This is a genomic window from Yoonia sediminilitoris, from assembly GCF_003058085.1.
GTDB classification, from domain to species: domain Bacteria; phylum Pseudomonadota; class Alphaproteobacteria; order Rhodobacterales; family Rhodobacteraceae; genus Yoonia; species Yoonia sediminilitoris.
The window spans coordinates 66,370-89,303 of the sequence record NZ_QBUD01000013.1 but is presented as its reverse complement, the minus strand read 5'-3'; the positions used below and the strand labels follow the sequence as shown (position 1 = coordinate 89,303).

At 57.1% G+C, this 22,934-nt stretch carries 23 protein-coding genes; 12 read left to right on the top strand and 11 right to left on the bottom strand.

Going from position 1 to position 22,934, the window contains the following annotated elements; all coding sequences use genetic code 11:
* Window positions 1–39: 39 nt before the first annotated feature.
* The 4 genes from C8N45_RS18650 to C8N45_RS18635 form a co-directional block, all read right to left on the bottom strand.
* Window positions 40–885 (bottom strand): esterase-like activity of phytase family protein, encoded by an 846-nt coding sequence (locus C8N45_RS18650; RefSeq protein WP_108387761.1) that lies wholly within the window; start codon window positions 883–885, stop codon window positions 40–42.
* Window positions 886–1,788, bottom strand: coding sequence for a penicillin-insensitive murein endopeptidase (gene mepA / locus C8N45_RS18645; protein ID WP_108387760.1), 903 nt, complete (start codon window positions 1,786–1,788; stop codon window positions 886–888).
* Window positions 1,773–3,149, bottom strand: a complete 1,377-nt coding sequence (locus C8N45_RS18640; protein WP_108387759.1) for an MFS transporter — start codon at window positions 3,147–3,149, stop codon at window positions 1,773–1,775. Before C8N45_RS18640 ends, mepA begins: the two co-directional genes overlap by 16 nt.
* Window positions 3,150–3,212: 63 nt before the next feature.
* Complete coding sequence (locus C8N45_RS18635) at window positions 3,213–3,749, bottom strand: acyl-CoA thioesterase (RefSeq protein WP_108387758.1); 537 nt, start codon at window positions 3,747–3,749, stop codon at window positions 3,213–3,215.
* A gap of 140 nt (window positions 3,750–3,889) precedes the next feature.
* Here C8N45_RS18635 and C8N45_RS18630 point away from each other — a divergent pair, with 140 nt between their 5' ends.
* The 4 genes from C8N45_RS18630 (at window position 3,890) to C8N45_RS18615 (ending at window position 5,988) form a co-directional block, all read left to right on the top strand.
* Window positions 3,890–4,162 carry a YggT family protein gene (locus C8N45_RS18630; protein WP_108387757.1) on the top strand — a complete coding sequence of 91 codons (273 nt, stop codon included), beginning with the start codon at window positions 3,890–3,892 and terminating at the stop codon, window positions 4,160–4,162.
* A gap of 91 nt (window positions 4,163–4,253) precedes the next feature.
* Complete coding sequence (locus C8N45_RS18625; RefSeq protein ID WP_108387756.1) at window positions 4,254–4,655, top strand: PA2779 family protein; 402 nt, start codon at window positions 4,254–4,256, stop codon at window positions 4,653–4,655.
* Entirely contained in the window at window positions 4,613–5,467 is an 855-nt protein-coding gene (locus C8N45_RS18620; RefSeq protein ID WP_245882746.1) for a PA2778 family cysteine peptidase, read from the top strand. Before C8N45_RS18625 ends, C8N45_RS18620 begins: the two co-directional genes overlap by 43 nt.
* A gap of 95 nt (window positions 5,468–5,562) precedes the next feature.
* Complete coding sequence (locus C8N45_RS18615; RefSeq protein WP_108387755.1) at window positions 5,563–5,988, top strand: YfjT/YkfB family phage-associated protein; 426 nt, start codon at window positions 5,563–5,565, stop codon at window positions 5,986–5,988.
* Window position 5,989: 1 nt separating this feature from the next.
* Here C8N45_RS18615 and C8N45_RS18610 read toward each other — a convergent pair whose 3' ends face one another.
* The 7 genes from C8N45_RS18610 to chlG form a co-directional block, all read right to left on the bottom strand.
* On the bottom strand, window positions 5,990–7,801 hold the full coding sequence (locus tag C8N45_RS18610) for a peptidoglycan -binding protein (RefSeq protein ID WP_108387754.1): 1,812 nt from the start codon (window positions 7,799–7,801) through the stop codon (window positions 5,990–5,992).
* Window positions 7,802–7,804: 3 nt separating this feature from the next.
* Window positions 7,805–8,887: a biopolymer transporter ExbB gene (locus tag C8N45_RS18605; RefSeq protein ID WP_108387853.1), complete on the bottom strand. Its 1,083-nt coding sequence runs from the start codon at window positions 8,885–8,887 to the stop codon at window positions 7,805–7,807.
* A 152-nt stretch (window positions 8,888–9,039) separates the two neighbouring features.
* Entirely contained in the window at window positions 9,040–9,570 is a 531-nt protein-coding gene (locus C8N45_RS18600) for a gamma-glutamylcyclotransferase (protein WP_108387753.1), read from the bottom strand.
* Window positions 9,571–9,643: 73 nt separating this feature from the next.
* Window positions 9,644–10,177 carry an isopentenyl-diphosphate Delta-isomerase gene (gene idi / locus C8N45_RS18595; protein ID WP_108387752.1) on the bottom strand — a complete coding sequence of 178 codons (534 nt, stop codon included), beginning with the start codon at window positions 10,175–10,177 and terminating at the stop codon, window positions 9,644–9,646.
* Window positions 10,174–11,355: a geranylgeranyl diphosphate reductase gene (locus C8N45_RS18590; protein WP_108387751.1), complete on the bottom strand. Its 1,182-nt coding sequence runs from the start codon at window positions 11,353–11,355 to the stop codon at window positions 10,174–10,176. The genes idi and C8N45_RS18590 overlap by 4 nt, the downstream gene beginning before the upstream one ends.
* A 3-nt stretch (window positions 11,356–11,358) precedes the next feature.
* Window positions 11,359–12,639, bottom strand: coding sequence for a BCD family MFS transporter (locus tag C8N45_RS18585; RefSeq protein WP_108387750.1), 1,281 nt, complete (start codon window positions 12,637–12,639; stop codon window positions 11,359–11,361).
* 1 nt (window position 12,640) lies between these two features.
* The gene (gene chlG / locus C8N45_RS18580) at window positions 12,641–13,546 is read right to left on the bottom strand and encodes a chlorophyll synthase ChlG (RefSeq protein ID WP_108387749.1); all 906 of its coding nucleotides are present in this window, start codon (window positions 13,544–13,546) and stop codon (window positions 12,641–12,643) included.
* A 724-nt stretch (window positions 13,547–14,270) separates the two neighbouring features.
* Here chlG and C8N45_RS18570 point away from each other — a divergent pair.
* The 8 genes from C8N45_RS18570 (at window position 14,271) to C8N45_RS18530 (ending at window position 22,832) form a co-directional block, all read left to right on the top strand.
* Entirely contained in the window at window positions 14,271–15,053 is a 783-nt protein-coding gene (locus C8N45_RS18570; RefSeq protein WP_108387747.1) for a ThuA domain-containing protein, read from the top strand.
* Window positions 15,050–16,102, top strand: coding sequence for a Gfo/Idh/MocA family protein (locus tag C8N45_RS18565; RefSeq protein ID WP_181868959.1), 1,053 nt, complete (start codon window positions 15,050–15,052; stop codon window positions 16,100–16,102). Before C8N45_RS18570 ends, C8N45_RS18565 begins: the two co-directional genes overlap by 4 nt.
* A gap of 356 nt (window positions 16,103–16,458) precedes the next feature.
* Window positions 16,459–16,812, top strand: a complete 354-nt coding sequence (locus C8N45_RS18555) for a hypothetical protein (RefSeq protein WP_108387745.1) — start codon at window positions 16,459–16,461, stop codon at window positions 16,810–16,812.
* Window positions 16,813–16,932: 120 nt separating this feature from the next.
* Complete coding sequence (locus C8N45_RS18550; RefSeq protein WP_108387744.1) at window positions 16,933–17,769, top strand: flagellar motor protein MotB; 837 nt, start codon at window positions 16,933–16,935, stop codon at window positions 17,767–17,769.
* Between the two features lie 159 nt (window positions 17,770–17,928).
* Entirely contained in the window at window positions 17,929–19,248 is a 1,320-nt protein-coding gene (locus C8N45_RS18545) for a flagellar hook protein FlgE (RefSeq protein WP_108387743.1), read from the top strand.
* A gap of 23 nt (window positions 19,249–19,271) precedes the next feature.
* On the top strand, window positions 19,272–20,720 hold the full coding sequence (flgK, locus tag C8N45_RS18540; protein WP_108387742.1) for a flagellar hook-associated protein FlgK: 1,449 nt from the start codon (window positions 19,272–19,274) through the stop codon (window positions 20,718–20,720).
* Between the two features lies 1 nt (window position 20,721).
* Entirely contained in the window at window positions 20,722–21,726 is a 1,005-nt protein-coding gene (locus C8N45_RS18535; RefSeq protein ID WP_245882745.1) for a flagellin, read from the top strand.
* Window positions 21,726–22,832 carry a flagellar basal body P-ring protein FlgI gene (locus C8N45_RS18530; protein WP_108387741.1) on the top strand — a complete coding sequence of 369 codons (1,107 nt, stop codon included), beginning with the start codon at window positions 21,726–21,728 and terminating at the stop codon, window positions 22,830–22,832. The genes C8N45_RS18535 and C8N45_RS18530 overlap by 1 nt, the downstream gene beginning before the upstream one ends.
* The last annotated feature ends 102 nt before the right edge of the window (window positions 22,833–22,934 follow it).

Below are 22,934 nucleotides of genomic sequence, written 5' to 3'. Positions count from 1 at the left end.
CCGCCGGATCATCCGGGGACGCGTCGCTTTAGCGTCCTGTCAGTGGCTGGTCAATCTATATTCAACGATTTCTGTGCGTTGCAAAAACCTGAAATTATCATCCGAAACCATCGTCAGGCGCAGCCCGTCGGGCGCCTGCCAGACGCTGATCCCTTCCAGATTGTCGTGCATGCCGATCCCTGTTTGCAGGATCAGTTCTTCGGCCCCGCCGGTCAGGTCAAACCGGCGCACCCGACTGCGAAATCCGATACCTGTGAAATCCCGTTCCAGCAGATAGAGCAACCCGTCAGGCCCGATATCGGCACCAACGATCAGGAACGCGCCTTTGCGGGGGATTGAAAAAGGTGTCGACCATTGGCCATCCGCAAAGCGGTAGACAGGAAACGGCCGCGTCGCCCGCCCCGACCGTTCGGGCAGGGTATAAAGTGCGCCATCAGGGCCGATTGCCAGCGCTTCAAGCGATGAATTGGTTTGCATCGTCAAAAAGGCCGGTGACGCAAGCAGTGGCCCGCCGATATTGTGCAAATCCGCAAAGGCCCGCACCCCGTGGCGAAACTCGAATGACACATAAACGGTGCCTTGCGAACCAATTGCAATCCCTTCGGCGTCCAGACTGTCGGCGGGGTCAAGATCGGTCTGTATGGGCAGGGCGGGATCGGCGGAAATGCCGGTGATTTCCCCGTTGGTGCGCAGAAATTCACCGCTGACAAAGGTTCCCCTGTCGCTGATGGTCATAAAACGCTGTCCGCCGTCAAACACTTCAATGCCCGAAAAGCCCCCGAAAAGATCGCCCTCTTCGAACCAGCGATAGGCGCTGACAAAAGTGGCCTCTGCGCAGGCGGCATTTGCCCAAAGCAAGGCGAAAAGGCAGCAAATGATCCGCATTCAGTTGGCGTTCAACACCCCGAGGCACTGGCCGGGTAGATTGGCCATTGTCAGTTCTCTTCTTGGACTGGGCGGCGGCGCATTCGGGTCCGGCGGCGGCGGATTCAGGATACGGTCGACCCAGCCCTGCGCTTCTGCGCAGCCATCGCCAGCGGGGGGCGGTGCCTGATCTGTACAACCAGCGTCACCGGCAGGGCAGTTCAGCCGCACATGAAAGTGATAGTGATGGCCCCACCATGGTCTGATTTTGCGCAACCAGCTGCGGTCGCCTGTGGCTGATTTGCACATTGCGACTTTCGCGCCGGGAAAGACGAAAATCCGCGCGACCCTTGGGTCAGATGCGGCCGCTTTCATGACAGCCTCGTGCTGGGGTGTCCATTTGTCGTTGATAAAGGCCCCCGCATTGCGGCGCATGGAGATCGAAGAAATTTCTTCGCGCTCCTGACGTGTCAGGTCCAACCTCTTGGGCGGCAGCATCCAGACGTCGATATCAAGTCCGGTCTGGTGGCTGCGGTGTCCGGTCAGCATGGGCCCGCCGCGCGGCTGGCTCATGTCGCCGATGTAAAGCCCTTCCCAACCGGGTTGGGTGGCGGCAAAACGGCTCAGGTCCTGCACATAATCAACGGTGACGGGTTGCGCCCAGTTGCGATTGCGCGACAGACGCATCGCTTGCCATGTGGGGCCTGTTTCAGGCAGTTGCACTGCGCCCGCCTGACAGCCGCGCGCATAGCCCCCAAGCGATTCCGGGCTTTGGATTGACCCGCTTGGCATCGCCCCGAAAAGCGTTTTTGCCACCCGCGTGTCATTTGCGTTCTGGCTGGCCAGTGAAACCTGCGGCGGAGCCTCTGACTGGCAAGCGGCAAGGCTGAGGGCTAAGAAAATACCTGCTATATATCGGACCATTCTGCACGATCTCCGTTTTTGTTGACCCACCGTAACAAGAAAAGACCCGTCAGGAAAAGGATAAGCACAGGCAGGAACCCTAACTGTGTATTTCCGGTCAATATGGTAAACAAAGTGATAAGAGCAGGAGCCAAAAAGGCCGTTGCCTTGCCGGAAAGCGCAAATAGGCCAAATGCCTCGGCCGGCCGTTCGGGGTGGGTATGGCGGACCATCATGGAGCGTGAGGCGGTATAGACAGAGCCACCGGCCCCACCAATGGCCATGCCACAGAGATAGAAGATGATGTCAGGCAGTTTGGACCCCTCGGCCAAGGGAATACCGAAAAACTGTTCGCGCGACATGCCAATGATGATCGCCGAAACAGCAATCAGCACCCAAACCATCGTGATGATAACGGGCTTGGGTCCATAGCGTTGATCGGCCAGTCCGGCAATCCACGTTGTGATGGCGGCGGCAATGGCCGCGATAATGCCGAACACGCCGATCTGGATGGTCTGCCAGTCCAGCACAAGTGCGGCATATACGCCACCAAATGCATAAAGCGCATTCAACGCATCACGATAGAGCATCGAACCGATCAGAAAACTGCGCAGGCTCTTGCGCCGAAAGACCGAGCGTAGCGTCGCCCCAAGGTCGCGGGCAACCGCCCCCAGACTGGTGGATTTCGGCTGCGCCGGTGGCGTGTCGCGCACCCACAAAAAGAACGGGATGATAAAAATCGCATACCAGATTGCAATGAATGGCCCGACGGACCGTGTCCCTTCGCGCAAGTCGGGGTCCAGCCCGAAAAGCGGCGGATTCCCGAGCAGGGTCACACCCTGTTCGTTTTCGGCCATCAGCAAAAGCATGAAGAAAAGGGCCGTCACCCCCCCCCAATAGCCAAATGCAGCAGCCGAGCCGGAAATGCGCCCGACCTCTTCATCGCTGCCCAACGACGGCAGGATCGCGTTCACGAAGTTCAGCCCGCTTTCGGCCGCAACAAAACCTACATAGAACAGGATCAGCGCCCAGAAGAGCCCAGCCCCGTCCGGCGTCAGCCCCCAAAGCATAAAGGTCGTGATAACGTAGATGATCGAAAAGAAGATGATCCACGGCATCTTGCGCCCGGAATTATCGGCAAAGGCGCCCAGAAATGGGGCAGAAAAGGCAATGAACAGGCCAGCGATTGTCTGCCCCGCCGACCAGATGGATTGCGCCTGTGCTTTTGCTGCACCGCTATCCAACCCCGTTCCCAGATAATACTCGGCAGCGACGGCAGCGAAATAGGGGCCAAAGATAAAGGTCAGCCCAAGCGTATAGAAAGGTTGTGCTGCCCAATCAAAGGCCATCCACCCCCAAATGCGTTTCTTGCTGCTTGTCATTGCCTGTCCCTGCTTTTGTTGGTGCAATAGACACTTTTCCGCAGGAAAGACGCAAGCAAAGGTTTAGCCCATGCGTTCAGGCGGCCATGGCCGGGTCTTTTCGGCCGCAATCCAGTTTTGCACCCACATGGGTAATTCTGGCGGCACCTCGTCGAATCCGACATCGGCAAAGGCACGCTTGGGCTTCACTATGCCGTTTTTATCCGTCAACGCCGTGCGAAACAGGGCCTGTACAGCGCAAATATCGCCGATCCAGATTGATTGCATGATGTAGAAAAACTTGTCGTCCCAGCCAATCGCGCGGCTTTCGATCCGAAACCGCACAAGGGGCCGGATGCGTTTGCGATACATGACCGACGACCCCGCGACCGTCAAACCCCAGCCATTCCTGCGCATCGCGGCTACCAGCCCGACGCGCTTGGCCAATACAAAGCGGCCAAGATCCAGAATGGTCAAAATGCGCCCGTTGTTCATTTCCAAAAACATATCAAGGTCCTGCGGCCAGCAGCGATGATGCGAGATATGGGTGCCAATGCCCGGCAAATCCGGTGCGTTGCGGTGGACCACGAATTCTTTGATCAGGCGGACAATGGGAAACATGACATGGGCCTCTATGCGTTGTTGCGGGCACATGGGTCAGATTGGCCCAAGGGTCAACTTTAACCTCAGGGCAAGGCGGGGCTTGTTACAATGCGTGCGAACGCTTAGGTCATGCGTGCAATTACAAAATAGGGTCAACAATGGGCATTCTTATCACCATCTTGCTGTATCTGCTCAGCGTGGTTTGGTTCTTTGTCATCGCGCATTTCATCATGAGCTGGCTGATCCGGTTCGAAGTGCTGAACGTGCGGCAGGAATTTGTGGGGCAGGTGTGGTACACGCTGGAACGGATTCTTGATCCGCTTTACAGCCGTATCCGGCGGTTTATGCCCGACCTTGGCGGTGTTGATTTGTCACCGATTGTGGTACTTGTCGGCATTCAGGTGTTGCAGATCATCCTCACCGGTCTGTAGCCCGCCAGACAGTTTTGCAGCGCCATGTTGCGCCGATGCGGCCTTTACCTGAAACTGTGTGCTAAAGACGCTCAATGAGAAGGGAAATTCCATGGGTATTCTGAATTTGACAAAACGGGGCGTTGCAATCGCCCTTTCGGCGCAGCTGGTTCTTGCGACACAGGCGGTGACGATGGCGCAGGCTGAAATGCTCGGCACAGAAGCTGCGATCAACAAATATGCGCAACACAGCGACCGCTCTTTCCTGATGGGCGAATTGCAGCGCGAAGATGTGCGTGCCGAGATTGTCGCGCTAGGCGTTGACCCCGCCGAGGCAGAGGCCCGTTTGGCCGCGCTGTCTGACGCCGAAGTGGCCAGTATTTTGGCGCAGATGGAAAAAGACAATGCAGGCGCCGATATTATCGGCATCCTGTTCACGGTATTTATCGTCTTGCTGGTGACGGATATCCTGTGCCTGACGCGGTTCTTCAACTTCACCCGCTGCGTGCGCTGATCTATCGCCTATTCTGCTTGCTGGCCCTGGGTTGGCTGGCCGGGTGCGCTGTTCCTTTCGACCGGGATGCACGGCTGTCTGTCGATGTGCCGACCCGCGCTTTTGTGCCGGATGTGCCTCTGATCGAACAAGAGGCCTTTTTTTGCGGCCCTGCTTCCCTTGCCATGGTCATGCAATGGGCTGGTTCTGATGTTACGCAGGACGATATTGCCGCCCTTGCCTTTAGCCCCGGCGCGGGCGGGACCTATCTGGCTGACATGATCGGCAGCGCGCGCCGCAGCGGGCAGTTGGCGATGACCTTGCACAACTATGATGATTTGCTGGCCGAGATCGCAGCCGGCCATCCGGTGATCGTATTCCAGAACCTTGGTTTGGGATTTGCCCCGGTGTGGCATTATGGCGTTGTGACGGCCTATGATTTCGACCGTGATGCCGTGTTCCTGAACTCTGGTCAGCAGGACCAGATGGTCATGCCATTTGCCCTGTTTGACCGCACTTGGGCGCGGGGTGACTATTGGGGGCTCGTGGTGCTGCCACCCGATAGGCTGCCGGCCAGCGGCTCAGAAATTGAGATTCTGCAAGCGGCAGCCGCTCTGGAACGTGTTGACGCGTTTGCCGCCGCCGCGGTGCTCTATCAGACAGGTGCCGCGCGCTGGCCGGACAGCTGGCTGTGGTATTTCGGGTTGGGCAATGCCCGTTACGCCCAAGGCGATTTACGCGGTGCCCGGCAGGCATTGTCGCGCGCTCGGTCAATTGCGCCGGACGTGCCGGAAGTTCGCGCGAACCTTGCGCAGGTCCGCAGTGAGCTATGACAAGATGCGGGCTTTGCAAGGGCCGTTTGTCAGCCTATCCTCGCGGGAAATGAATGACCAAGAAACTTGGCATCGCCTGATTGAGGAAGCACTTCATGTTCAAAACCATCCTGCTTTGCGCGGCCTGCGCGGCTGCGCCATCACTTTCCGCCGCTGACCAATGGGTCGGCCAAGACGGGCAGGGCGTCCGCATTGCGGCGATCCAACATGACGGTATCTATCTGGGCGTCAATTGCGCGACCGCTGCATCGGGGTTGACCAGTTCCGTTACTGTAGCGCATCAGGGCCGCAAACCGACGGGAACGATCCGTTTCATATTCGACTATGATGAAAGTTCTTTAGTGCAGCTTCCATTCGTTGCGGGCACGTACAAAGCGGGCACCGAAGCAAGCCGCCAGAAGTTTTCGGCGCTGGTGCGGTCGTTGCGGGCTGGCCGCTGGGTCGAAGTGATTGACACGCAAGGTGGCAACCCACTGGTGCCGCTGAAGGGATCAGGCAATGCTCTGATTGGCTGCGAGTAGGCTAGCGTTCCGTAAGCTTTAACTCGATCCGCCTGTTTTGTGCGCGCGCTTCGGGGGTGTCGGCGGGGTTGATCGGCTGAAACTCTCCGAACCCGTTAGCCGCGAGCCGCTGGGGCGGAATGCCAAGGTCTTGGGACATATAGCGCACGACCGACAAAGCGCGCGCCTGACTAAGTTCCCAATTGTCTGCAAAGCGCGAACTGCGCCCGACAGGGATGTCGTCGGTGTGGCCATCCACGCGGATCACCCAGTCAATGCCGGGTGGGATATCATCAGCGATGCTGCGCAGGATATCGGCGATATTGGCGATCTCTGCCTCACCGGATGCGGACAATCGGGCCTGACCGGGTTCGAACAGAACCTCGGACGAGAAAACAAACCGGTCGCCTTCGACGCGGACTCTGTCCTGGCCTTCCAGAACTTCGCGCAACTGGCCAAAGAAGTCTGACTTGAAACGGGCAAGATCCTGCGCTTCGGCAGCAAGTATTTCAGCCTCTTGCGCCAACCGTGCGGCTTCCTCTTCAAGCCTGATCCGCTCGGCCTCTTCAAGCGCGCGGCGCTGGCGTTCCTCTGAAACGACGCGGGCGAGTGCTGTGTTCAACTGCGCCCCCAGTGTTTCGATCTGAACCTGTGCTTCGCGGTCAGTTTCTTCAGCGAGGTTCAGCAGAGATTGCAGATTGCCTACTTGGTTGCGCAATTCCGTGACCTGTTCGTTCAGCAGGGCCACCTGACGCTGGCTTTGCGCAGAAAGTGCCTGTTCCTGCGCAAGCGCGCTGTTGGCCTGATCCAGAAGCGCTGCTTGCCTTTCGGCTTGTGTTGATTGAAGGGTTTCGTTGGTTTGCGCCCGGTTCAGTGCGGCAAGCGCGTCGGCCAATTGATCGTTCAGGTCGGCATTCTCGGATGCGGCGCGGGCAGCGGCGGCCTCGGCGGCGCGTCTTTCGGCCTCGGCAGCGCGCCTTTCGGCTTCTTCCTGCGACAGGTTTGCGGTCACTTGAGCCTGTGCGGTCTGCAAGGCATCCAACTCAGTAGCCAACTGTTCGCGGGCGCTGCGTGCAGCGGCAAGCAAGGTTAGTGTGTCTTCTGCCTCTTTGCGCTGCGCTTCGAGGTTCAGGGTCATCGCGGTCAGTTCGGTATCGGCATTGGCAAGCCGTTCGCGCAAGGCTTCTGCGGCGGCAGCATCAACAAGACGGTCTGCTTCCAGCGCCGAGATTTGGGCGGCGCTTTCGCTGTTCTTTGTTTCAAGATCTGTGACGAGCGCTTCAAGCGCCTCGCGGCGCGCGGCGGCCAGACGGGCGGCTTCGGCGCCTGCGTCGATCTCATTCCGGGCCTGGGACAGTGCAAGGTTCAGCGCATCCTGTTCGGACAACAGATCGGCCTGTGCGGCCTCAAGTCCAGCGATGGTCTGGTTGGCATCGGCACGGTCTGCCAAGAGCCCCGCAACCTGCGCCTCGAACCGGGTGATCTGGCTTTGGGCCTGCGCCAGTTCGCTGGACTGGGTGTCGCGTTCCGCAATCAGCGTTGCAATCCGGCCCGCCTGCGATTGGGCCAGCGCGATGGACTGGTCAAGATCCGCTGATAGCCCCTGTACGCGATTGCGTTCGATGCCCAGTGTTTCGGTCAGCGTGGCAATTTGCGCGCCAAGCGCGTCCAGTTCAGATTCCTGCCCGGTGATCTGTTCGCGCAGCACAAACTGGATTACCATAAAGATGGTGAGTACAAACATCAGAACCAGCAACAGGCCCGTCATCGCATCAACGAAACCCGGCCAGATCGCGTTTTGGAAACGGTTGGATGATCTGCGGCTTAGCGCCATGGATCAGACCTTGCTCTTGATTGCGTTCGCCAGACGGGCCAGATCGGCCCGCAGATCGCCCACGCTTTCCTGACGGCCTGCGGTGATTTCCTCAAGAATACGCAGCATCTGCACGTCAATGGACCGCAGGCGCATCCGGCTTTCCGCGTCGATCCCGTCACCGGTGCCCGCTGTTTCAAGCTTGGCGACCAAGCGGTTTTGCCCTTCGACGACTTGTGCAAGAAGATCGCGGGTCCCATCGTCGTTCTTGTTGCTAAGGCCTTCGATTGCCGAGGCGATAACGGCAAAGCGCTTGTCGTTCTCTTCACGGTCCTGATCGATCTGGCCCATGCTCATCTGGATTGTGTCGATCAACTCGCCCAACTGTTCGACGAATGCGGCCATGGCCGGGCTGCTGCCCATGCCGCCTTCGTCACCGTCGATGCCCACCCGGGTGATGGTCGACATCCACTCTTCCAATTCGCGATAAAACCGGTTTTGGCCGTGACCCGCGAACAGTTCCAACAGGCCCACAACAAGCGACCCTGCAAGCCCAAGCAAGGAACTGGAGAAGGCTGTGCCCATGCCGCCCAACTGGCTTTCCAACCCTGCTTGCAGCCGCGAAAATATGCTCGCGCCGCCTTCGTCGGTACCCGGATTGAGTGACCGGATGGTTTCAACAAGTGCGGGCACTGTTGTTGCCAAGCCATAGAAGGTGCCCAGAAGGCCAAGGAATATCAGAACATTACCGATATAGCGGGTGATTTCGCGATCTTCGTCGATCCGCTGGGCCACGGAATCAAGGATTGACCGGCCCGAGGTCGACGAAATCTGTGTGCGCGCCCCTCGTGAGCGCAGCAATGTGGCAAGCGGGGCCAACAGTGACGGGGCCGTGCTGTAGGAATGTCCGCCCGCATCCTTGGCAAACCGTTCAATCCAGCGAACGGACTTGATCAGCAAGAATGCCTGATTAATGCACGACAGCACACCCAGCAGAAAGACAGCCAGAATGACCCCGTTCAGGTAGGGGTTAGAATTGTAAATCGCGAGGATTTGTTCCTGTCCAAGGTATAAACCAGCCGCAACAAGGCCAATCACGATCAGCATAAAAACGATCTGCCGGATCGGTTGCGAGAATTGCGGTTGCACCTTCGGAGCCCTGATTTCTGCCACGGGTCGCCTTATCTTTGCTTATTGCCCTGCCCGCATAGGACCATAGGGGCGATCTGTGAAAAACCCTAGCAAATTCTCGGGGTTGCTCATGTTGCTGTCAGGGCACGCACACGTTCAACCAAAAAGGCCATATCGTTGTCCCTGATTCCAAGTTCGGTCAGGTGTGCGGCGGTATTGTACAGATACTCTGTATTGGGACCACGCCCGCCAACGGCCCCTGCAATCATCCGGGCCTGCTTTTCAAGATCAAACTGGCAATATTGCCGATGATCGGGGTCAATGATGTAGGTTGTCGCCTCGATCGCCTCGCCGTGATCCGCGATCAGGCACACCGTGGTTTCATAATAGGCCGATGATATCAATTCGCGTTCGCGCAGGTAGGTCAGCACTTGTTCTTCTTCACCTTCATGCACCCTTAGGGCCAGACCGGTGCATTTGCTGCCGACTGACGCATCCAGCGCAAGAACAAGTCCGGGGTTTTCTTCGGTTCCCCGGTGATGAACGGACAGCATGCAAAAGCTGCGGTGGTAGTCCTGCAATTGCGCTTTGACTGTTTGTACAGGCGTGAAACCGGGGTTCCACAAAAGCGATCCATATCCGAAAATCCAAAGTGCCATCAAACCGTCCCTGACTGATCAGGGACCATAAACACTGGATTACCGGTGCTGTCACGCGGGAAGGTTCGGCGTGTTAGCCTGCCCGCACCATATCGCCAAAAATCGCCCCCTGATGCTCTTGCATGTAGATGCGCAGCCAAGGGGTATAGAGGTCGGGGTGGCGGGTCACTTCGGCGGACAGGTCATAGAAATCAATCCAACGGGTCGCCATGACCTCTTCGGGGTTCATCTTGACGCGCATATTGTCAGGGGCATCGGCGACAAACACCTCTACCACCTCATGTTCGATCAGGCCGCCGCCAACGTCGGCCCGATATTCAATCTGGTCGCGGTAGGCGGGGCAAAGTCCGGTGATACCCAACTCTTCATCCAGCCTGCGCACGGCACAATCGGCGGGGCTTTCATCCCACTCGGGATGGGTGCAGCAGGTGTTCGCCCACAGGCCGGGGGTGTGGTATTTTCCCATCGCGCGCTGTTGGATCAGCACGCGCCCTTTATTCATAACAAAGACGCTGACGGCCTTGTGTTTGAGGCCCGTCACATGCGCCTCAAGTTTTTCCACGGGCGTCAGTTTGCCGTTGACCCAGGCCGGGATCATGATTGTCATGTGCGCAACGGCGACACCAGCCGCGTCAGGTGGGCAAGATTCTTGATGCCGATTTTCAGGTGCGCCATTGGTCGGGCCTTTACCAGTTTCTTGTTCATATAGGCCTCAAACGTAAGCTTTTGTACGTCCACATCGTGGCAAAGCGATACAAAGCGTTCGCGGCGTTCGTCACTGCGATAATAGGCGTTTTGCATGGCGCCTAAAACCCTGAACACCTGTTTATGTTCGCGCATGAACAGCTTGCGCGCCAGTTGCAGGTCTTTGACCCGCCCGGTTTTCAGCTTGGCCGCCGCTGCGGTGGCCGCAACCCGCCCGCCGACCATGGCATAATAGATGCCTTCACCTGACGACGGCGCGACGACGCCAGCGGCATCACCCGCCAGTACGACATCACGTCCATTGTCCCACCGTTCCAGTGGCTGCAAAGGAATTGGCGCCCCTTCGCGACGGATTGTTTTGCAGTCGGACAGGCCCGCGCCAGCCCGCAAATCAGCGGTTGCCTGTTTGACGTCAACAGATTTGACAAGCGACCCCATGCCGATGCTGGCTTGCCCGCCGTGCGGGAAGATCCAGCCATAAAAGTCCGGTGAAATCTTGCCGTCGTAGATCACATCACAGCGCTTTGGATTGTAGAATTCGGTTTGTTCGGGGGCTTCGATGATTTCGTGATAGGCAATCACATAAGGAATGCTGTCGCCGCCCGGTACGCATTGCCGCGCGACATTCGACCGGGCTCCATCAGCGCCAATCACCAGTTTCGTAGTCAGTCGCATTGAATTGCCGCTGAGCTTGTCGCGGTAGCAGACGTGGGTGCCATCTTCGTCACGCTCGATTTTGGTGAATGTTCCGGTATACCTATGCGCGCCTGCCTGCTCCGCGCGATCACGCAGGAACGGGTCGAAATGTTCGCGATCGACCATGCCAACAAAGCCGTTTTCAATCGGGATATCGACGTGCCGCTGGGAGGGCGAGATCATCCGCGCCGTATTCACCTTGGCGACGATCTGTTCGTCTGGAATAAAGAAATCCGCAATCAAACGCGGCGGTATAGCCCCGCCACAGGGTTTGATCCGCCCGTCACGGTCAATAAACGCTACGGAATGCCCAGACCGGGCAAGGTCTTCGGCAGCGGTGGCACCCGACGGCCCTGCGCCCACAACAACAACATCATATTGCATCTGTTACTCTCCAGGTATCAGGGTTGCGGACGGCAATCTGCGGTCCATGATTTTTGCGGCCATGGCTGTGGCTGCGATGAACAGAGTGGCCTCGAACAGGAACACGCTGCCAAAGGCCTGCACGTCGGACACAACAAGGCGCAACAGGTCCACCATTCCAGCACCCACAAGACCGCCGAAACCTGCGGCAATCGCCTGCGCGGCCCCCCACAGCCCCATGCGCGTGCCTTCGCGCTGTTCGCGTCCTTCGCCAGCCAGCGCCATCATTGACCCGATGGCGGCGACCGCAAACATGCCGTTAAAGAACCCCAGCGCCACAACAGCTGGCATCAGTGGCGCACCGGGGCCAAGCGGGCCGAGCGTGGCAATCAACGCCAGCGTCGCTGCCGACCCTAGACAGCCCGCCATGACCCAATTTCGCAGCATCCCGATTTTCAGGCCCGTCGCCATGATCCCCACGGTCAGCATCCCAATGAAAACGCCGCCATTCTGCGCCCCGGACAGGGTTGTCGACTGACCGGGTGTAAAAGCAAAGACCAGCCCGGCATAGGGCTCCAGGATCAGTTCTTGCATGAAGTAGGCCGTCATCGACAGAAAAACGAAGATTGTGAAATTGCGCGCTTTGCGTTCTTGCCAGACCTGATGCAATCCTTCGCGGAAAGGTGTCGGGTCTGCCTCGCGAACAGCGACCAGCTTTTCTTCGATCCGCCAGACGGCGATGCAGGTGAGCGCCACGGCGGTCAGAACCACGATGCCTACGATCTTGATCAGCAGTTGTGGTGTGTAGGGGTCGATGAGCGACCCGACAACACCTGCGGTCATGGCAATGCCAAAGATCATCATCAGCCATGTGATCGTGGCCGCCGCCGCCCGTCTTGTCGGCTTTGTCGTCGTCGCCAACAGGGCTAGCAAGGATGTGCCCGATGCCCCGACACCCAGGCCGATCAGCGCGTAGGCTGCGACCGAAATGGCCATTCCAATCGCAAATGTGCTTTCCAGCACCAGCACGCCGCAGGCCGCCAAAAACGCCCCCGCTGCCAGTGCAACCATACCGCCGATGATCCAGCGCGTGCGCTGCCCGCCTGCGTCAGAGGCAAAGCCCCAATGTGGTCGCGTCATCTGAATCCCGTAATGCAGCCCCACCAGCAGCCCCGGCAGAATTGCGGGCAGTGACAGTTCAACCACCATCAATCTGTTCAGGGTTGATGTGGTCAGCACAACAATGGCACCCAGCGCCATCTGCACCAGCCCAAGCCGGAAAATCTGGAACCATGATAAGGTCATGTTAGCCTCCGATTGCGGTGGCGGTGATCATCATACCGCTGATGTAGAAAAGAATGCCCATGCCCTGATACCAAGGTGTTTTTCCTTCGGGGTCGCGCAGCAGAACGCGCATCGCGCCCAGTTGAACAGCCAGCATGGCGGTGACGCCAAGCGCGTGGAACATGTGGTCCCAATAGAAAAGCAGGCCGATCACGATGGCTTGCGGGACCGCCATGATCCAGCAGGCCAAACGTGCGGCGCGATCGGGTCCCAAAGAGACGGGCAAGGACTTCAGGCCCATCGCCCTGTCGCCCTCAATTGCCTTGAAATCGTTCAGCGTCATGATCCCGTGCGCACCAATCCCATAAAGCAAGGAAATGCCGATGACCTGCACGCTCGGTGCCCCGGCACTGACAACAGCGGCCCCGGTGATCCATGGCAGGCTTTCATAGGCCAGTCCGCACAGGCCCGGCCCCCACCAACCAGACCGTTTGGCCCGCACGGGTTCCGCCGAATAAGCCCATGCCGCAGCCACGCCAAGCAGCGTCGCGCCAAAGCCCCAAGGCCCGAGTTGATAGCCCACAAAAAGGGACAAAACCGTCATCGCCAGCGCAATATATAAACCCCAGCGCCCCGGAATCCGCCCCGATGGAATTGGCCGGTCAGGTTCGTTGATCGCATCGACATGCCTGTCGCACCAATCGTTTGCCGCCTGTGACATGCCACACACGATAGGTCCGGCCAAAATCACACCAAGGAAAATATAAAACCATTGGCCAGTCGGGCTGACACCAGCGGACACCACACCGCACAGATAGGCCCACATCGGCGGAAACCATGTCACCGGTTTGATCAACCGCAGTGCGGCCCGTGGCTCGGGCCAGCGCCGGACTTGGCGGGAATGGTGTAAGGCGGGTGCGACACTCATTGTGTCAGATTAAGCTGACATTAACTATCGGGCAAGTGTAAATGCAGGTTGACAGTGTGCCAAACCGTCGCTGGACAACCTGACAGTTTCCGGGCGCAAAACCGGGACCTACCTCAGGATGTCAGTTCGCCCGTCACGCATCACAACCACTTCGCCATCCCGAAGCGCAGTAAAGTCGCGCCCCTGCGCCCGGAGTGCTTCCACGGCCAAATCAGCAGCCTTGCTTTCATGGTGGCTTGATTTGTATTGCGGAATGATGGGGCGGGGATAAAGTTTCGAACCCTCCCAGATCGGTTCGGTCTGATCGCCCTTTGCTGTGACATCAGGTGAATGCCATCAAGCGTATTGCAGACAACTGCACTATCTGCGCTAAATCCGCCATAGACAAGACGATCTCTGGCCAGAAGTAACGTGATGACCCGATCAAACCCGGACTGCCGCATCGCCTTGCGCAGCAGAAAACCGTTGCCTCCTAACGTCCAGATCAGGCCAAGCCCCGAAACATCATCATACAGTTGCCGACTGCGTCCCCAATAGTCCCGCAGGTCAGGTTGCCGTTCAGCATTTCTACAAGGACTTCGCTGTGCCGACCAAGCCGATAGGATGACAGATACAGGCACGTGACTTTTTTTACGCCAATTGTCCCTGTGCGAAAGCCAATTCGGTGCTTGTGTTCTGATGCGTTACCGCGCAAATTTCTTGCCAAAGCGCTTTGGGGGCACAGATGGTGATCAGAACGGTTGTCTGGGGCGAGAATGTTCATGAGCAGACCAGTCAGGTTGTTGCTGACCTTTATCCGGATGGCATGCATGGCGCGATTGCGGCGTCTGTTCAAAGCGCCGGTATCAGCGCCACCACTGCGACGCTTCAAGAGCCGGAACACGGGCTGTCCGAGGACCGCCTGACGCAAACCGACGTGTTGTTATGGTGGGGCCACGCGGCCCATGGCGATGTCGATGACGCAATAGTGGAGCGTGTGGCCCGCCATGTTCATGCGGGCATGGGGTTGATCCTGTTGCATTCTGCTCATTTCGCCAAGATTTTCAAACGTCTGATGGGCACGCCCTGCAACCTGACATGGCGCGAAGCAGGCGAACGTGAACGGCTTTGGGTCACGTCGCGCAATCATCCGATCGCGGTTGGCTTGCCTGATCATTTCGAACTGGAAAACGAAGAGATGTATGGCGAACCTTTTGGTGTGCCGGAACCGCTGGAAACTGTCTTTATCAGTTGGTTTCAGGGGGGCGAGGTATTCCGCTCTGGCCTGACCTACAAGCGCGGTGCGGGGAATATTTTCTATTTTCGTCCCGGACATGAAACCTATCCGACCTATTATGACACCAACGTGCAACAGGTGCTACGCAACGCGATCCATTGGGCACACAATCCTGCACCCCGCGTTCTGGATGTTGATGCGGCACCAAATGTCCCGACCCATCAGGCGCTTGAACCGCTGACGCAAAAGGGCGCGCGCCCGCACAAAGATGGCGAAGCGGGCCTGCGATGATCCGTGTTCTGATCGTTGGCACCGGCACGATGGCCCGCGACCATGCACAGGCCTATGCTGCTATGTCGGGGGCAACGGTTGTCGGAGCCGTAGACCCCAATTGCGCAAACCTGCAGGCATTCTGCACCCAATTCAACATTGAAGAGAGTTTTCCAACAATCGAGGACGCTCTGGGATGGGGGCAGTTCGACGCCGCATCCATTGTCACCCCCGACCCCGTTCATGCCCGCACGACATTGCCGATGCTGGCCGCGGGAAAACATGTCCTGTGCGAAAAACCTCTGGCCACGAATTATGCAGATGCGAATGAAATGGCGATTGCCGCGCAGCTGGCAGGCGTGACGAATATGGTCAATCTGTCCTATCGAAATGTCCCTGCCTTGGCCAAAGCTGCCGAGATGGTCGCGGCCGGTGACATCGGAGAAGTGCGTCATTTTGAGGCAGCCTATCTGCAAAGTTGGCTGACACAGGCTGCGTGGGGCAATTGGCGCACGCAAGACCAATGGCTGTGGCGCTTGTCGACGGCGCATGGATCAATGGGCGTTCTGGGCGATGTGGGCGTGCATATTCTGGACTACGCCACATTTGCCGCTGGCTCAGACGTGGCGCGCGTTTCCTGCCGTCTGCACACCTTTGACAAGGCCCCCGGCGGTCAGATCGGCCCATACGCACTGGATGCAAATGATAGTATGGCGATGCATCTCTCGCTCAAGAATGGGGCAATGGGCGTTATTCATGCCAGCCGTTTTGCCAGTGGGCATCTGAATGATCTGACATTGCGACTATACGGAACAAAGGGTGGCCTCGATGTTCGGTTTGAACAGGGAAAAAGCAGGTTGCGGGCCTGTCTTGAAGACCAGCTTCAGGCGCAGGCATGGCAAGATGTGGACACTCCGCCAGTTGGAACAAACTACGCACGCTTTATTGATGCCATCCGGGAAGGCAGGCAAGTACAACCCGACTTTCATCAAGGTGCCATATTGCAGCAAGTCCTCGACCTGTCGCTTCTGTCACATGGTCAAATGAGCCAGGATCAGCTGGTCAGGTAAGAACGGTCTTTTGACTTCGTAGCGTGATTAGGGTTCACATTACCCATGCTGTATAGTTTCTGACAGCAAAGGAACCCGATGACTGTTAGCTCTTTCGACCGCGTGATCTATCAAACTGACCGAAACGCAATTTCGCGAGATAGCCTGCAAGAAATTTTTTTGCAGTATTCAGGCTTATTCCATCAGCTTTTTATTTGTTCACAACCCAATATTCCCGTGCAGATACTCCGGCGGATCCACCTGCTTAAAACCCTCGCGCATGCAGTTGGTCCAATGTCGGGTCATATTTCCGACTTGTGGCGCGCGATGTCCGGCAAAACCGTGCCCGTCAGGCGATCATATTTGAAAGAAGCCCAATGAAAGAGTTACTTGTTCAGCTGCCTCCACAGGATGTGATTGCATTGATGTCATCGCTTAGATTGGGGTCGCATATGACGTCGAACCCGCAAGAACGCGACGTGATTGCGCAGCAGGTGAGCCAACTACAGGAGGCAATCGATGCTGCTTTCGGAGCTGATAGTAACTACGCTGGTTATTTGGCCAAGCTAAGCAATCTCGACATGGATTTGCACACACTCGAAGCTGACCTGCAACGGAGTGAAGCGCAGCAGGATTTTGGTGCGGCCTTTATCGCTTTGACGCGATCCTTTCTGGCCTTGAGGACGCAACGTGCTGCTCTGATGGCCGAGATCGCGACTGAACTGTCCTGACGTTGGGCAAGTGGGGTTCTTGAACCTGCTCCCGCGAAATTTTTCCCAAAATTGATTCTTTAAGCTGCTCTTCACACCCTGCGCGATATCTGGCTGCTTGGGTGAAGAAGAGGTGGCAATATGGCTAACGGATCAAACGGGCCGACAATTATCAGGCGCAAGAAAGTATCTGGTGGTGATGGACACCATGGTGGTGCCTGGAAAGTTGCCTACGCTGATTTTGTGACGGCGATGATGGCGTTCTTTATGCTGATGTGGCTTCTGAACGCGACAACGGAACAGCAGCGCAAAGGCATTGCTGACTATTTTTCACCGACGATACCGATCAACCGGATTTCCGGCGGTGGGTCAGGCGCTTTCGGTGGTGACAATATATTTACCGAAGACAACCTTTCGCAAAGCGGAACCGGTATCAATCAGCCGACCATTGGCCAGAAACCCATGCGCTTTGAGTCAGACGAAGATGCCAATGCAGCTGCGGCAGAGGTCGCGGCCCTTCAAGACCTTGAAGCCATTCTCTTTGCGCAAGGTGGCGAAAGCATGATCTCTGATCTGGCATTGCGCCATGTCGTGTCACGTCTTACTGACGAAGGATTGGTGATCGAGATTTTCGACCTTCCAAACGCAACCCTGTTTGAACCTGACAGCGCGACCCCAAGCCCCGTTGCCGCCCAAATTGCAGGCGTTCTTGCGCGCCTTTTCCAGAGCGTTACCAATAAAGTGGCGATCAAGGGCCATTTGCAGGCACGTTCCGTCCTCGCCCTAGATAATCCGATCTGGGAGCTTTCAACAAGTCGGGCAAGCCAGATGCGGCTATTGTTGGAAGCGGGCGGACTGAATCCGCTGCGTATTTCACGGATCACCGGTAGTGGTGACCGCTCCCCCGCAGTACCGGACGCAACTGCACCCCGCAACAATCGCATTGAAGTGGTTCTGTTGCGGTCGAACCGCCCCTGACAGAATTACGGTGAACAGGATGCGCGCAGAACCCAAGCCAGGTTCTGCGCGCATTGTCTTTGAAAACTCTGTTGGATTTTACGTGTTAGGGGGACATTAAGCCTGACCGTTTAGGAAGAAGAGGACTTTGAAGTCATCCCTGATGCAGAAAGGCACCTAATGACGATTTCCTCTTCCTTGAACGCCAGTGTTGCAGGTCTGGCCGCGAACGCCTCGCGCCTGGCCACGATTTCGGACAACATCTCGAACTCATCCACTTATGGCTACAAGCGCGCCGTGACAGACTTTGATTCCATGGTGATTGAAAGCGGGCGGGGAACTTATTCTGCAGGCGGTGTGCGTACAACGACGTCACGCCTGATTGATGAGCGGGGATCGCTTGTTTCGACGTCAAATCCGACTGATCTTGCAGTCCGTGGACGCGGCATGCTGCCGGTCACGCCTGAAGCTGCCGTGACCGTGAACAATGGTGATGTGCCTCTCCTCTTGACGACGACCGGCTCCTTCAGACCTGATGCCCAAGGGTTCTTGCGCAGTCCAGGAGGCCTGATTTTGCTGGGCGTCCCGGCGCTGGCAGATGGGTCGATCCCCAATTATCCAAGGGATTCGGTTGACGGCCTTGTCCCAGTTCAGATCAACGCCAACCAATTCGCGGGCGAGGCAACGACCAGGGTCGACCTCTCTGTCAACCTGCCAGCCACCTCAACGCGTGAGGGGGCTGCGGGCGATAATGAAACGCTGTCGGTCGAGTATTTCGACAATTTGGGGGCGTCCTCAAATCTGAGCTTTACCTTTACACCAACGGTGCCGGCGTTCGGTGCGTCCAACGAATGGACAATGGTCATCCAAGACAGCGAATCGGACGTCAATACCGACGGCATTCCGGACGTTGTGGGCGAATATGCCCTGACCTTCGATGATAGCCGGGGTGGCGGCGGAACGTTGCTTAACGTGACAACAACCTCCGGTGGGCCTTATGATCCTGCGACGGGTGTCCTTACCATTGCAGTCGATGGCGGCCCGATGGAAATCAACATTGGAGAATTGGGCAGTGGGATCGGGTTGACACAGCTTTCCAATGCATTCTCACCTACGTCTATTTCCAAGAACGGCACGCCTGTTGGTAGTTTGACGTCGATCGAAGTTGACCCCAACGGCTACATTCGCGCGTCCTTTGATATTGGGATCAACCGGGTTCTTTACCAGATTCCCTTGGTCGATGTACCCAACGTGAATGGGCTCGAGACGCTCGATCAGCAAAGCTTCCGTGTGACGCCAGACAGCGGCACGTTCTTTTTGTGGGATGCGGGTGACGGTCCAACCGGCGATATCGTGGGATACGCCAGGGAAGAGTCCGCCACTGATGTTGCTGGCGAGTTAACCAACCTGATCCAGACGCAGCGCGCCTATTCATCAAATGCCAAGGTGATCCAGACCGTCGACGAGATGCTGCAAGAAACCACGAATATCAAACGCTAACGCACCTCGGGGGTAGATGACCAATGAGTATTTCTAGTGCACTAGGCAACGCTTTATCTGGGCTTGCGGTGACCTCCCGCTTTGCAGAGGTGACGTCGTCCAACCTGTCGAATGCGCTCACTGATGGTTACGGGCGCCGGTCGGTCGAGCTGATTGCATCGCAACGTGGCGGTGTGGGCGGGGGCGTTCGTGTTGAATCGATCACGCGTTTTTCGGATCCCGGTATTCTTGCGGACCGTCGCCTTGTCGATGCCGCGCTTAGCGGTGAACAAAGAGGTGTGGACACATTGCAACGCCTAGAGAAAATGCTGGGTGACGCAGAAGACCCTGCCAGCCTCGGAGGGCGTCTTGCATTGTTTGAACAATCGCTCATTCGCGCAAGTAGCGATCCAGCGTCAGAGGTCCGGCTCTCGAATGTTCTGTCGCGTTTGAATGACTTGACGACAACACTAAGCTCGAATGACCGCTCAATTCAAGGGATGCGACAAGAAGCCGATGCTGCAATCGCGCGTGACATCGAAACACTTAATTCTGCATTGCTGCAAGTCGCCGATTTCAACAAGGATATTTTGCGCGTCAAATCGATTGGGCAGGATCCATCGTCACTTCTGGATCAACGCCAGAATGTTGTCGACCGGATTGCTGAGATTGTCCCGGTACGAGAGATTTCCCGCGAAAATGGCTCAATCGTCCTGATGACGACAAACGGCACGACGCTGCTGGATTCCCAGGCAGTGCAATTCGGCTTTGAGCCATCGCCAACAATCACCGCCGATATGACGCTTGCATCGGGTGCTCTGTCGGGCATTACACTCGATGGCGTCCCGCTTGATCCGGTAACGGGTATCGGGCGGCTTGATGGCGGATCGATGGGTGCCTCTTTTGCTCTGCGTGACCAGACCCTTGTGCAGGCGCAGGGGGCGCTTGATGGGATCGCCGCAGATTTGATCGCGCGGTTTCAAGACCCCGCCAACGATCTGACACTGGCGCCGGGAGATATGGGCCTGTTAACTGATGAAGGTGGGGTATTGGACCCCGCTGATCTGGAAGGGCTCGCCGGGCGGATCGCGCTTAACCCGGCGATTGATCCTTTGCAGGGTGGGCTGATATCTCTGTTGCGTGACGGTCTGAACGCAGCCACGACCGGACCTACGGGTGATGCGACCCAACTCAACCGATGGATCGCGGCACTTGATGTAACGCGCGCGGATATCCCCGGTGCCGCCAGTCGAACGGCGGCGGGGCGAATGGCAGAGTTTACGTCTCTGATCGGCGCCACGCGCGTGAAAGCTGATGAACAACTCAGCTACACCGCAGCACGCTGGGATACCTTGCGAGAGGCTGAGCTTGCGCAAGGTGTGGATACCGACCTTGAGCTGCAAAATCTGCTTAGGATCGAACAAGCTTACGCAGCCAACGCCAAGGTCATAGAGACCGCAGATTTTATGATGCAACGCTTGATGGAGCTATGATATGCCAGTGACGTCCGTGGGAGACATGGCCCAGCAATTTGTGTCCATGCGCAATAGTGGCACCATCAAATCAGATTTGAGCCGCCTTGCCCAAAGCTTGTCGACCGGTCGGGTCACAGATGTAAGCGCCACTTTGGGCGGGCAAACGACACAATTGTCGGGAATCAATTACAGTCTGGAGCTAAATGTTGGATACGCACAGATTGCGCGCGAGACCGGCATGCAATTGAGCACAATGCAAATCATGCTTGAAAAGGTGGATGCGGCACGCAGTCAAACAAGTTCTGACCTGTTGATCCTGAACAACGTTAGCACACCGCAGCAGGTTGATGTCTCGGCCGCCGCAGCCCGTGGGACATTTGAAAGCATGGTTGCAAGCCTAAATACGCGGCTCGCTGATCGTTCACTTTTTGGCGGCGTTGAGACAGAGGGTCTGGTGCTTGCAACGGCGGATGACATGTTGGCCGATCTCCAGACAGCGATAGGTGGCGCTACCACGACAGCGGCCATTGGAGCCGCGATTGATTTTTGGTTTGATGACCCGGCGGGCGGATATGCAACAATGGGGTATTTGGGTGATACAGGTGCTCCCGTCCAGAAACGCCTTTCCGCGGACCGGGTGTTCGAAATCGATGCGCGCGCAGATGATGGGGCCATTCGTGACGTCCTGAAAGGTGCAGCGTTTGCTGCCATGGCCAATGATCTCCCTGCGATTAGCCAGCAAACGAAATCTGAACTTTTGCAGGAATCCGGGCTTCGTCTTTTTGCTTCGAGCGATGGTCTTGCGGCAATGCAATCGCGCATCGGATTTGTTGAGGCACGGGTGGAACAAACGACGATAGAGTTGACCTCGCAAAAGACGGCCTTGAGCATGGCCAAGAACGATTTGATTTCGGCGGACCCATTTGAGACCGCCTCGCGCTTGAGTGCGGTACAATTGCAGTTGGAAACCCACTACAGCGTCACCGCGCGGCTTTCGCAACTTAGCTTACTAGGTTACCTCTGATGCAGCATTTGCGGCTTTTCATAGGCATTTTGCTGCTGCTATTTGCGCAGTCGGCCAACGCCTCGCCAATTCGTATCAAAGACCTGGTGGAATTTGATGGTGTACGCTCAAACGATCTTGTCGGATACGGACTTGTCGTGGGGTTGAACGGGACTGGCGATGGGTTGCGAAACGCGCCCTTCACCGAAGAGATGCTAAGCAATATATTGGAACGTCTTGGCGTGAATGTCACGGGTGAACAGTTTCGTCCCAAAAATGTTGCCGCTGTTCTGGTAACTGCGTCGCTGCCTCCGTTTGCGCGGGCGGGTAGTCCAATGGATGTGACCGTATCAGCAATTGGCGATGCAAACAGTTTGTTGGGGGGAACGCTGATTATGACCCCGCTGAATGCCGCCGACGGCGACATCTATGCTGTAGCACAAGGTACAATCATTGCGGGCGGCGCAGCCGCTCAGGGTGATGGCGCGGCCGTGATACAAGGCGTGCCGACCGCTGGTGTGATCCCTTCCGGGGCAATCATAGAGCGCGAGGTTGCATTCGACTTTGCCGGTATGACGACTCTTCGGTTAGCTTTGCGCACACCGGACTTCACAACTGCGGGGCGGATTGAGATGGCGATCAATCAGGATTTTGAGCGCGCCGTTGCGGTCATGTTGGACGCGGGAACGGTAGAATTATCGATTGCGGCCTCGGGGATGCGGTCGCCCGCACATGCTTTGGGTCGGATCGAAAATATCATGGTTGAGCCCGAAAGGCGCGCCCGCGTTGTCGTAGACCAAAGGTCCGGAACAATTGTGATGGGCGAGGATGTGCGCATCAGCCGGGTCGCGGTGAGCCAAGGCAACCTTACGCTGCGCATCCAGGAGGCGCCGCTTGTTGTGCAGCCAAACCCGTTTGCGGAAGGAGAGACGGTCATTGTCCCCCGAACAGACGCCGCCATCATTGAAGAGCCCGGGATTGGGCTGGCAGAAGTGCGCGAGGGCACATCACTGAGCGAGGTTGTCGCAGGGTTGAATGCGCTGGGCGTGGCTCCCAGAGATATGATTGATATCCTCAAGAGCATTAAGGCCAGCGGTGCACTGCACGCCGAGTTTATTGTCCGCTGACGCTTGGCAAAGCCCGCGAACTTGGACAGTAACAAGAATCGTATTGTGCCATCCACTGGTTGCTGGCGCGCAGCCTGAGTGCATATGCTGATTTCGAGCAAC